The sequence below is a fragment of the Paenibacillus sp. DCT19 genome (assembly GCF_003268635.1).
Taxonomy (GTDB): domain Bacteria; phylum Bacillota; class Bacilli; order Paenibacillales; family Paenibacillaceae; genus Paenibacillus.
Genome location: NZ_CP029639.1, coordinates 2,468,177 through 2,480,289, shown reverse-complemented (window position 1 = coordinate 2,480,289; position 12,113 = coordinate 2,468,177). Strand labels below are relative to the sequence as shown.

Genomic DNA, 12,113 nt, shown 5'->3' with positions numbered 1-12,113 from the left:
TTAAAAAGATGATGCTCCGACTACTTATTTCCCATCAGTCTGTTTAAAATTTTGGCCGTTTCCACTGAATTCTCGGTAGACATATTCTCAAGCAACTGCGAACGAGTGGCATCATCCACTGAGTTCAAAATGGTCAACGTTTTGTCTGGACTGAGCTTATATGTTTCGAGCAGTAGTTTTGCACCACTTGAAGCTGACATGCTAGCAAAGGTTTGACTAAGTTGGTTTTTGTCTAAATTCTTCGATGTTGTCGTAGCCGCTGCCGTTGTTGTCGCTTCCTTATTCAATCTAGATTGCAGTGCATCGATGGCCAAGTCTCCAGATGGTTTGGCATCCTTCATCAACATGGTGACATCTGCAGCTGTCTTGGGATCCATCTTCTCAAGTACTCTAGTCCGAGATGTAGATTGCATCGCACTCAGCAGAAGAACCATTTCTTCATTCGTCATGTTTTGCAAAATCGGTGCTGCTTTACTTGGACTCATGTCTGCATACATTTTAGCCAAATCTTTGATCTGTTTTTGGTAATCAGAAGGTGTCTCTGGAGTAGCCTGTGCAGCTGTTTCAGCAGCCTGCTCAGCTTCATCTAATTTTTTTTGCAAATCGCTAGCTTTCTGTGTTTCTGTAGTCGTAGCATCCTTAGCTGCTTGAAGCTCCGTTTCCTTCGCAGCAACTTGAGATTTGAGCTTCTCGATCGTCGCTTCAGCACTTTCAACTTGCTTTTCGCTCTTCTCTAGTTTCTCTTTCTCCGGATCTAACACAGGCTCAGGAACCCAGTCCTTGACGATTGGAATTTTATTAGCTAAATCTAGTAAGTTATTGCGAATGTCTACATTAAATAGGGTAAGTAGTACCCCAAGCAGTACAACAGTGAATACAATTGGAATAGAGATCATTAGAAACTTTTCCCAGCCACCGCTTGATTCTTTTTCCATGTCCTCTGTGTCTTTTACAGCCATCGTTTATTCCTCCCTCACGAGGGCAACCTCGCTTCCAGACTTCTATTACATTGCCCGTCCGGCTTTTGCAGCGAAGCGTACAGTAGCCATCTCGTCCAGATCGTTCTGTTCACGGAGGAGCATCTCCTGCTGAAATTTGATCTTGGCCTTGTCTCTCGCTTCAAGCCATACTTTTTCGTCCACCATTTTGCCATTTAGGAACGTTTTATTTCGTTCTACATTGACCTGAGCATGCTTTACATCCGTATTCTTTCTACTGATGCATTCATCCAGGTGATGAACATATCGTTGCATTTCTTGTAGAGTAGATACGGAGGCTGTGCTTTCCGTTGTCGATTGAATCACTTGGATCAAATCATTTTTATCATTCAAAAGTTGTAAAAGATGCTCTTCTTCCGTCTGAAGTTTACCGATGGCTGTGGATAACATCCACTCCGCTTGTGTTTTCTCATTGCTCTTCAGGTCAACAACCTTCTGGAAATGATATAGAAATTTCATCGCTTACTCATTCATCTCCTTGCAAACTCAAGAATCAAACGTTCCTGTACTTCACTCAGTGTCACTTTTTCATCTACTTTTTGTTTGGTAAAATTCCAAATGTTATCAATCTGATCCATTGATTCGTCGATCGCGGCATTGGAACCTCTCTGATAGGCTCCAATGTTAATCAAGTCCTCGGATTCTTTATAGACAGCCATTAATCGCTTCATATTATTCGTTGCTTCGATCTGCTCTTGAGGTGCAATGTCCTTCATGACACGGCTAATACTCGCAAGTACATCGATGGCTGGAAAGTGGCCTTTGTTTGCAATAGCACGATTTAATACAATATGACCATCGAGTATACCCCTCACTGCATCCGCAATCGGTTCATTCATATCATCACCATCAACGAGAACCGTGTAGAAGGCGGTAATTGAGCCCGTTGGACCAGTTCCTGCTCGCTCTAGCAATTTGGGAAGGCTAGCAAAAACAGAAGGCGTATATCCTCTCATCGCAGGCGGCTCTCCAACAGCGAGTCCTACTTCCCTTTGTGCCATTGCGTAACGTGTGACGGAGTCCATCATCAGCATGACGTTCATGCCTCTATCCCTGAAATACTCTGCAATCGTCGTTGCAATGACCGCTCCCTTGATCCGAATCAGTGCAGGTTGATCGGAAGTCGCTACAATCACAACAGATCGTTCCAATCCCTCTGGTCCTAGATCCCGTTCAATAAAGTCGCGAACCTCACGTCCCCGTTCACCAACAAGTGCGATTACATTCACGTCAGCGGCTGTGTTTCGAGCGATCATGCCCATTAATGTACTCTTACCGACACCAGATCCCGCAAAAATCCCGACCCGTTGACCTTTACCGACGGTTAGCAGTCCATCAATGGCACGAACGCCAACCCCCATCGTCTCCAGTACGCGCGGTCGATCCATCGGATTGACGGGTGTATTGGAGGTTGAATACGTAGGCATTCTTGAAGGTAGAAGCGAACCATCCAGCGGCTGTCCCAATCCGTCAAGTACTTTGCCAAGCAGCTCCGAACCTACCTGTACACCGAGCGGTTTGCCAGTTCCTACAACATCACAACCCGGCCCGATCGACTGCAATTCACCTAATGGCATTAACAATACTTTGTTATCTCTGAACCCAACAACCTCTGCCTGAAGTGGTTTAGCTGATTTTCCAGGGTAGATGTAACATACGTCACCGATGCTTGCATCTGGCCCCTCAGATTCAACCATTAATCCAATAACCTGAGTCACTTTTCCGTTAACCCGGACAGGGTCAAAACCTTTTAAGTGTTCCATATACCGCTGTGAACTAAGAACCTTCATGTTGATTTTTTCGCCCCTCATCCTCAAGTGCTAAGCGGATCAGTTCCTTTTTAATTTCAGTGAGTTGAGTATCAATACGAGCATCCACGCTACCGAAGGAAGAACGTATGACACATCCCTTGTCTTTGACGGTTGCATCAGGCAAAATCTGTAATTCAGCTTGTGAGTCAATCGCTAGCGATAACTCTTCCCGTGCTGCTTGCACAAACGAAAACTGATCTGGTGCTACACATAATGTGATCATTCCCTGTTCTCGTTTGCGCGATAGGTTTTGACGAATCAATTCAAGCATTTGTTCTGGCTCCACAGTAAGTTGCATATCAATTACTTTCTCAGCAATACCACAAGCTAGATCAACTAGAAATGGTTCTGCTTCTTGAATAATCTGATCTTTAGCAACATAAGCCTCTTCAAGAACCTCACGAGCTTCTTTCATCATCTCTTCGATCTGCACTTGGAGATCCAGTTCAGCCTGCACTTTGCCTTCTTCAAACCCTTGCTGAAAGCCTTGTGATCGCATCGCTTCAGTAAGATGTTCATCCTGCATGCGCTGCTCCTGCCACCAGGTATCAATCTGTTCACGGGCTTCTTGAAGCAAACGTTCCGCCTCCTCAGAAGCTTCCCGCACCTGCTTTTCTGCAAACTCCTTCGCATCCTCCAGCATCTCTGCAGTGAGTCGTTGTGACTCCTCGTCTACACGTGCTTGCAGCTGTTCTGCTTCAGCACTTTCATCTCGTACCTCTTCGAATTCCGCTTCCGAATCTCCATAATGATGATGATTTTCAAGTCGTTTGCGGTCATCTACCGGAACATACTGGAAAGATTTAATCAAATTAGACAATGATATCATCTCCTCCACCACGAGCGATAATGATCTCACCAGCTTCTTCCAACCTACGGATTGTACCTACGATACGAGTCTGTGCTTCCTCCACATCACGCAATCGTACAGGTCCCATGAACTCCATTTCTTCCTTGAACGTTTCGGACATCCGTTTCGACATATTCCGGAACACCGCATCGCGTACTTCCTCGCTAGCAACTTTGAGCGCCAACTGCAGATCTGCGTTGTCGATATCGCGAATAATTCGTTGAATCGAACGATCGTCGACGTTGACGATATCCTCGAAGACAAACATCCGCTTTTTGATCTCTTCAGCAAGCTCTGGATCTTGTATCTCGAGAGAATCCAAAATCGTACGCTCTGTACCACGGTCTACACCGTTCAAAATCTGAACGATTGACTCGATACCACCAGCATTCGTGTAGTCCTGCGTAACGGTTGAAGACAATTTTTGCTCCAGCACCCGTTCCACCTGTGCGATAACTTCCGGAGAAGTACTATCCATGACCGCCACTCTTCTAGCCACATCAGCCTGCTTCTCCTGTGGTAAAGAGGAAAGGATCGCTGCAGCTTGCTCGAATTGCAGATAGGATAGTACCAAAGCGATCGTTTGTGGACTTTCATTTTGAATAAAGTTCAAAATTTGATTCGGATCGGCTTTACGAGCAAAGTCGAATGGCCTAACTTGCAGTGTTGCCGTCAAGCGATTAATGACTTCAAGAGCTTTCGAAGATCCCAATGCCTTCTCGAGAATCTCTCTCGCATATGTGATACCGCCTTGAGAAATGTATTCCTGAGCCAGGCAGATCTGATGAAATTCAGCCATAATCATGTCTTTTTCCGCGGCATCCACTTTACGAACGTTAGCAATTTCCAACGTCAATTGTTCTATTTCCTCATCACGAAGATGCTTGAAGATTTGTGCCGATACCTCTGGACCAAGTGTTATGAGCAAAATAGCTGCTTTTTGTCTTCCGCTTAGTCCCTGATTGCTTGCCTTTGCCAATGCGTCCACCTCTATTCGTCAGCCAGCCATGTACGCAGCAGATTGACGAATTCGTCTGGCTTTTTCTTCGCCAAACTCTCCAATTGTTTGCGCACCTGACTTTCGTTCGTTACACTGTCCAACGTTATGGACGGGAACTCTGTTGCTACCGGAAGAGGGATTTCCTCTTCTTCTTCTTCGTTTTGTTTCCGGCGACGGCGTACAAGCAGGATCACAACGGCTGCGATCAATGCTGCAACCAGTCCACCTATGCCCCATAGCATTCCTGTTGAAAGTGGGAATCCTGTTTCCGCTGTATCTGTAGTCTGGAAGCCTTGTGAGATAACAGATACTTTTTTAGCCAGATCCGCGTCAGTGATAACCGTGCCTGTGTCAGCAAGTGAAGCACGAACGATATTCACCAAGATATTTTCAATCGCATCTTGAACTGGCGCTTGCAATTCTGTCTGACCTGCTGGTGGTTCAACAGCCACGTTAATGGTTAAGTCTTTTACAGAATATGGGCTTGCCACAATATCTTTAACAATTCGATTAACATCGTAATTCTTAGTGCTTGATGATTCTTCAGAGGTTGAATTTCCTGTTGCATCAGCCGATGGATAACCCGGAACTTCTTCCTGCCCCGTACCAGCTACGCCACCTGTAGGTGTACTCGCTCCGGTATAACTCTTCTGAATCTCTTGTACACTAATCTCAATACCTTTCATATTTTCAACATCGACTGGCTCTACTCTATTTTCTGTTCTAGTTTCCTTGTCAAAATTCAATGTAGAAACGACAAGAACGTTAACTTTGTCTTCGCCTACGATTTGTGAAAGGAATTGCTTCACGTTGTTACGAACATCATTTTCAAATTTCTTCTGAAGTGCCATGTTCTCTTGAACTTCAGATGACAAGCCACCACTGCCACCTCGGGCTGTTGGAATGAGCTCTGCTTCATCTGTATTGGTAATTGTAATATTCTCTATTGGTAGATTAGGAATAGCGGTTTTAACCAAATTAAAATACCCATCAACTGCTGCTTGATTTGGGTGATAACCCGGTTTGAATTGTAGGGCTACAGATGCGGATGCTTTGTCTTGCTCTTCTAAGCCAGCGAAGATGTTATCCTTTGGCATATTCACGAGCACCTTGGCATCCTGAATTCCTTGCATCCGTTGAAGTAATTGCTCCACTTCTCCGTTTAACGCACTGTTGTATTTCACATCAAATTCTTTATCCGTCATCCCAATTGGAGACGAGGATTCTGAGAATGCTTTGTAACCTAACGAACCGTTTTGGATAATACCTTGTGATCCGACATTCACTTTCGTAATTGCAACATCCGTACTAGGAATGGAGATCGATTTGCCATCTGCACTTAATTTGTAAGGAATATTGGCTGAATCTAGGTATGCGATAACTCCCGCCGAGTCACTAGAGTTCAGATCTCTGAAGGCGACCTCATACTCCGTTTTGGAGAGTTGCATGGTTAGAACAACTGCTGCCATGATTAAAAATAAAAAGGTAGATACCAGTAATACCTTTTGTTTTTTGCTAAAACTATTCCAGTACTGAACCGTCTTGTCTTTGTACTGGGCAATTCTCTCATTCACTCTGTCACCCCATCCGAAACTTTGCTTAGTCTGTCCCGAAGCAACTTCTGTACGTCATTCGTTACAGAATAACGTTGGCTTTTAGGAGCAGCATCACGCTGCTTGTTGTAATAATCAGCGCTGTCATCGAAGCGCAAGGCGTGCTATTTTACAATTGCGTACGCATAATTTCTTGGTATGCTTCGACTACTTTGTTTCGGACCTGAGTCGTCAGTTGCAAACTCAACAGAGCTTGTTCTGATGCGATCATCACTTGGTCAACGTTCACTTTCCCAACTAAGAACTGATTAGACATTTCATGCGCCTGGGACTCCTGTGCAGCTACAGAGCCTAGCGCTTCTTGTAAGTATGTACCGAAGCTCTCAATAGTTTCGGCTGGTGTTGAGGGTTTGCTAACGGAAGCATTTTGCATTTGGAGCGGTTGAATCCCCTGTGTGTTAAACATGTTATTCTGAATCATTAATGTCCCTCCCCTTCATCTCTTTCTTCAGTTTAAGAAGAATTTAAATTCCATTCCTGTTTAACTAGGCTCTACCAATCTCCAATGCCTTAGATATCATGGCTTTAGTTGAATTCAAAGCAGTAACGTTCGCCTCATATGACCGCGAAGCTGAGATCATATCAACCATCTCTTTCGCAATGTCGACATTAGGCATAAATACATACCCATCTGCATTTGCATCTGGATGTGTTGGATCGTAGACAGGCTTGAGCGGAGATTGATCATCTCGGATCTCGGAAACTCGAACACCTTCCCCAGTTCCACCGTCTCTCATTTGGCTTTGAAGTATGCTGTTAAATGAGGATTTGTTGGGCTCAAGAACGACCATTTTCCTCTTATAAGGAACGGCTTCCCCGTTAACTACACTCGCACGTGTTGTCTCTGCGTTGGCAATATTGGAAGAAATCACGTCCATTCGCAAACGTTGAGCCGTTAGAGCCGATGCACTAATCCCAAAGCTATTACTGATGTTCACCTTTGTTATCTCCCTTCAACGCCAACACGCATCATTTTGATCTGTTCATTGACTTGCTGGATATAAGCACTGTAGCGCAATTGGTTGTCCGCCAGAAGACTCATTTCTCTGTCGATATCGACATTATTCTGGTTATTATTCATCGATGTGGACTGATCCAAATTGACTACTGGTGTAGGTACGGAAGAGGAAGGGCCTATGACAAAATGCCTTGAATCCGTTACTTTCCCTCTAAGAACAGGCGTATCTCCATCCATTTGCTGCTGCAACATTTCTTCAAAAGCGACGTTCGAACGCTTAAAGTATGGGGTATCCGCATTTGCAATGTTGTCTGAAATCGTACGTTGTCTCATGTTCGACGCATCAAGTGCACCTTGTAACCTCCGGAAACTAATATCATTCAAAAGATTCATATTTTCCCTCCTCTCCTTAGAAATTATGGAAAAAGATTGAATCTTCTTCCTTTTAATCGCTTATGTTTTTTCGACAAAAACATTCGCTTTTACACGTTTTTCTAGGACTTAAGTAGAATTAACTCTGATGTTGTCGTATATGATAAGTTTCTTCGAGATTGGGATTTATTACAATAAGAAAAAAGCCCTATCTTTTCTGTAATAGAGGGCTTTTTGTGTATTTTCTGCAAATTATGATTTTTTTCGCAAATGATGAGGCCCAAGACAAAACTTTTCGAACATACGATCATCCTACGCTTAAACATTCTTAAAATAAAAAAAATGATTCATAGCCTTGTTTCTTACGCAACCTTTACAAAACAGCAGTAAGATTGATCGGATCATCCCTCTGTATGTTACTAATAATTGCCGTAATAATACGGTTTTTTTATTAAACCCACTTCTGCAATGCCATTTCTATGCAATGGAATTTTGACAAAAAAATGATAGTTCTTATTTCAATTCTGCGTCTATTCCACAACACTTTTTTAACAATTATCAACTTGTATGTAGATTAATTTCTCGGAAAGTAGTTTGTTATTCCAGAAATTCCTCCAAACCCACTTTTTGCACATTTGCGCAAAGTTTCTCTCATTCTTCATAAAACCTATCGTCAGACTTGGTTAAAACAAAACCCTTATATTGGAAGAGGTTCCACTCCTGATCATCACTATAACTTACTTTTAGCGAGCGAATTATGCCCGATCTGCGGCACAAGTCCTATATTGTACCTACCAAAATTCTTCATTCACCTAATTATCGGTTCGTGACCTCCATTTTATTAGATGGATTCGTTAACAAGGTCGTTTAGATTAAAACAAAATAACGGTATACCTCTGGATTGCCAGCACACTTACAAGCCAATACAGGATTGCTTATCCCCTAATAGCTATAAATGTGATAGTTTATCCGATGTATACCGTCATTCTCTCATCTATATCGAAATTGCAAGTCAGCTATAGCTGACTTATAGAATGTACTGGCTCAGATCACGATCCAGAGCAATGTCATTCAATTTCTCACGCACATATTCCGGAGTAATCACCATACGCTCTAACGTAAGCTCAGCCGCCTCAAAGGACAAGTCCTCAAGCAGTTTCTCCAGAATCGTGTGCAGACGACGTGCGCCAATATTCTCCGTATTCTGGTTCACGGACTCAGCAAGCTTAGCAATTTCCCGAATCGCTTCATCCGAAAACTCAATTTCGATATTCTCTGTACGTAATAGATCTACGTATTGCTTCGTTAATGCATTTTTCGGTTCAGTCAAAATGGATACAAATTCGTCCAGTGTGAGGCTATTCAATTCTACACGAATTGGGAAACGCCCCTGAAGCTCTGGGATCAGATCTGAAGGCTTAGCCACATGAAATGCCCCCGCGGCCATAAATAGAATATAATCGGTTTTGACAGGGCCGTATTTAGTCATTACAGTCGATCCTTCAACGATAGGCAAAATATCCCGCTGTACACCTTCGCGTGACACGTCAGGGCCACTTCCGCGTCCCTGGCTGGCTACCTTGTCTATTTCATCAATGAAGATAATTCCGGTTTGCTCTGCTCTGCGGATCGATTCCTGCGTAACGTCATCCATGTCGATTAACTTTCCAGCTTCTTCCTGGATGAGCACTTTACGTGCTTCTTTAATAGCTAATTTGCGCTTCTTAGTGCGACGAGGCAACAAGCTACCAAACATCTCCTGCATGTTCATTCCCATCTGGTCATTACCCTGACCAGCAAACATATCCATCATGTTAGGTATTGTATCCTCTACATCAATCTCTATAACATCGTCCTCTAGCTTGCCTGATAACAGATCGAATTTAATCTTACGGCGGCGCTCAGCCACATTGGTATCTGGCTCAGCTTCTTCTTGCTCAGGGACGTTATTACCATTATTCCCGAAGATCATCTCAAACGGATTTCGCTGATTTTTGGATTTGGATTGTGAAGGAGCCAAAATATGTACAATTCGCTCGTTGGCAGCTTCCTCGGCTTTATCTTTCACCTGTTCTGTCCGCTCCAATTTAACCATACGCAAGGACGTTTCGATGAGATCACGAACCATGGACTCAACATCACGACCCACATAACCCACTTCTGTAAATTTGGTCGCCTCTACTTTAACAAATGGGGCACCCACGAGCTTAGCCAAACGACGGGCTATCTCTGTTTTACCTACACCTGTAGGTCCGATCATCAGGATATTTTTTGGAACGATATCATCCTGGGTTTGCTCGGGTAGCAAGCTACGACGATAACGGTTACGAAGAGCCACCGCTACGGATTTCTTAGCTTGTTTTTGACCAACGATGTATTTATCGAGCTCTGCAACAATTTGTCTAGGTGTTAATGCTTGTGATTGCATATAGCTTCCCTCCTACCGGTATACTTGTATTTTGATTCTCAAAGAGGTTGTTCAAAACCGACCTTTTTGAACACGCACTTAAACATATCGATGACCAAAATTAGGGAGAACCCCGCAAAACATGAGGATAAATGACCGGGGTCAGGCTCCATTTTGCGGGGTTGAATTACAACTCTTCTACAATGATATTCGTATTGGTGTACACACACAATTCTGCTGCAATTTGGAGTGATTCACGCGCAATATCTTTGGCTTCCAAATTACCTGCATGTCGTTTCAAGGCACGCGCTGCGGATAAGGCGAAGTTCCCCCCTGATCCTATGGCAATAACATCATCATCCGGCTCGATGATCTCACCACCACCAGAGATGAGTAACATACCTGTTTTATCCATAACGATTAAAAGTGCTTCAAGCTTACGGAGTATCCGATCCTGTCTCCAGTCTTTGGCAAGCTCTACAGCAGCCCGTTGTAAATTACCGTGGTGCTCCTCTAGCTTACCTTCGAATTTCTCAAAGAGTGTAATCGCATCTGCTACGGAGCCGGCAAAACCAGCAACGACCTGTCCGCGATACAAACGTCTTACCTTTTTGGCGGTATTCTTCATAACAACACTTTGTCCCATGGTCACTTGACCATCTCCAGCAATCGCTGCCTTGCCATTATGACGCACTGCACAGATCGTAGTGGCATGAAATGACATATCCATCATATAGCCTCCCCACGAATAATTTATACGCGTTCAGGAACGGTTAGACCTTCTGAAGCAGCAAACCGAGCAATTCCATCCAATGCACGCTGGGCAAGAGCTTCATTCTTTTCCTTTTTGTTGCGTATCTTTGTTTCCAGTTTCGGCAACAAACCAAAGTTTGCATTCATCGGCTGGAAGTGTTTAAAATCTGCTGTCGTAATATATTGTGCCATACTACCCAGTGTTGTTTCTACTGGCAGTACTACAAGTTCCTGACCAAGAGCCGCTTTTGCTGCATTCATACCTGCGATCAGACCCGATGCAGCCGATTCGACATATCCTTCAACACCAGTCATCTGTCCAGCGAAGAACAGGTTAGGACGGTCTTTAAATTGATAAGTTGGACGAAGCAACTTAGGAGAATTAATAAATGTATTGCGATGCATTACGCCGTAACGTACAAATTCTGCATTTTCAAGACCAGGAATCAATGAAAATACACGTTTTTGTTCTCCCCACTTCAGATGGGTCTGGAAACCAACCAAATTGTACAACGTTCCTGCAGCATTATCCTGTCTAAGCTGAACTACCGCGTGTGGAAGTGTTCCTGTATGTGGGTTAACTAGACCTACAGGTTTCATCGGTCCAAACAATGCTGTTTGTTTACCACGTTTCATCATGACTTCGATTGGCATGCAGCCCTCAAAGTAAATCTCTTTCTCAAACTCTTTTAATTGAGCTACCTCAGCCGTAATCAATGCATCATAAAACACATCAAATTCCTCTTCTGTCATCGGACAGTTCAGATAAGCCGCCTCTCCCTTGTCATAACGGGAAGCCAGGTAGACCTTATTCATGTCAATGGAGTCTTTCTCAATAATTGGTGCAGCTGCATCATAGAAGTAGAAGTATTCCTCTCCCATGAGTGCTTTGATCTGCTCGGATAATGCCGGCGAAGTCAAAGGCCCTGTTGCAACAACAACGATGCCATCTTCCGGAAGAGAAGTCAGTTCCTCATTGACAACCTCAATTAAAGGATGCTGTTGCAGCGTAGAAGTGATCTCCCCGAGAATCCATCCCGGTCAACCGCAAGAGCTCCACCTGCTGGTACAGCATGCTTGTCTGCCGCTCCCAGAACAAGAGAGTTAAGCATTCTCATTTCTTCCTTAAGAACACCTACTGCATTGGTCAGACCGTTAGCACGCAGTGAGTTACTGCATACCAGTTCTGCAAATTTATCTGTATGATGAGCCGGCGTTTTCACAACCGGTCTCATCTCGTATAATTTTACGCGTACACCGCGACTCGCAATCTGCCAAGCTGCTTCTGTTCCCGCCAGACCTGCTCCAATAACCGTTACTTGTTGTTCGTTAGTCAAAATCATTTACCCCA

The 12,113-nt window shown here is 43.9% G+C and carries 11 protein-coding genes and 1 pseudogene; all 12 read right to left on the bottom strand.

The features are described from left to right. Positions 1–20: 20 nt before the first annotated feature. The 12 genes and pseudogenes from DMB88_RS11125 to trmFO all read right to left on the bottom strand — a co-directional run bounded on the left by DMB88_RS11125 (position 21) and on the right by trmFO (position 12,099). Complete coding sequence (locus DMB88_RS11125) at positions 21–959, bottom strand: MotE family protein (protein ID WP_128101400.1); 939 nt, start codon at positions 957–959, stop codon at positions 21–23. 45 nt (positions 960–1,004) lie between these two features. Further along, entirely contained in the window at positions 1,005–1,457 is a 453-nt protein-coding gene (fliJ, locus tag DMB88_RS11120) for a flagellar export protein FliJ (RefSeq protein WP_128101399.1), read from the bottom strand. A gap of 11 nt (positions 1,458–1,468) precedes the next feature. After that, complete coding sequence (fliI, locus tag DMB88_RS11115; protein WP_128101398.1) at positions 1,469–2,788, bottom strand: flagellar protein export ATPase FliI; 1,320 nt, start codon at positions 2,786–2,788, stop codon at positions 1,469–1,471. Further along, positions 2,775–3,629, bottom strand: a complete 855-nt coding sequence (locus DMB88_RS11110; protein ID WP_128101397.1) for a FliH/SctL family protein — start codon at positions 3,627–3,629, stop codon at positions 2,775–2,777. The genes fliI and DMB88_RS11110 overlap by 14 nt, the downstream gene beginning before the upstream one ends. Beyond that, on the bottom strand, positions 3,622–4,638 hold the full coding sequence (gene fliG, locus DMB88_RS11105; RefSeq protein WP_056700579.1) for a flagellar motor switch protein FliG: 1,017 nt from the start codon (positions 4,636–4,638) through the stop codon (positions 3,622–3,624). Before fliG ends, DMB88_RS11110 begins: the two co-directional genes overlap by 8 nt. Before the next feature lie 11 nt (positions 4,639–4,649). After that, positions 4,650–6,233 (bottom strand): flagellar basal-body MS-ring/collar protein FliF, encoded by a 1,584-nt coding sequence (gene fliF / locus DMB88_RS11100; protein ID WP_128101396.1) that lies wholly within the window; start codon positions 6,231–6,233, stop codon positions 4,650–4,652. Between the two features lie 148 nt (positions 6,234–6,381). Continuing rightward, complete coding sequence (gene fliE / locus DMB88_RS11095; RefSeq protein ID WP_128101395.1) at positions 6,382–6,693, bottom strand: flagellar hook-basal body complex protein FliE; 312 nt, start codon at positions 6,691–6,693, stop codon at positions 6,382–6,384. A 64-nt stretch (positions 6,694–6,757) separates the two neighbouring features. Further along, a complete protein-coding gene (gene flgC, locus DMB88_RS11090; protein ID WP_128101394.1) occupies positions 6,758–7,210 on the bottom strand; it encodes a flagellar basal body rod protein FlgC in 453 nt (150 codons plus the stop codon). A 5-nt stretch (positions 7,211–7,215) separates the two neighbouring features. Further along, positions 7,216–7,623 (bottom strand): flagellar basal body rod protein FlgB, encoded by a 408-nt coding sequence (gene flgB, locus DMB88_RS11085; RefSeq protein ID WP_128101393.1) that lies wholly within the window; start codon positions 7,621–7,623, stop codon positions 7,216–7,218. 1,006 nt (positions 7,624–8,629) lie between these two features. After that, the gene (hslU, locus tag DMB88_RS11080; protein ID WP_128101392.1) at positions 8,630–10,030 is read right to left on the bottom strand and encodes an ATP-dependent protease ATPase subunit HslU; all 1,401 of its coding nucleotides are present in this window, start codon (positions 10,028–10,030) and stop codon (positions 8,630–8,632) included. A 166-nt stretch (positions 10,031–10,196) separates the two neighbouring features. Continuing rightward, complete coding sequence (gene hslV, locus DMB88_RS11075; protein WP_056700565.1) at positions 10,197–10,739, bottom strand: ATP-dependent protease subunit HslV; 543 nt, start codon at positions 10,737–10,739, stop codon at positions 10,197–10,199. 23 nt (positions 10,740–10,762) lie between these two features. Next, positions 10,763–12,099: pseudogene (trmFO, locus tag DMB88_RS11070) on the bottom strand (FADH(2)-oxidizing methylenetetrahydrofolate--tRNA-(uracil(54)-C(5))-methyltransferase TrmFO). Positions 12,100–12,113 lie beyond the last annotated feature (14 nt).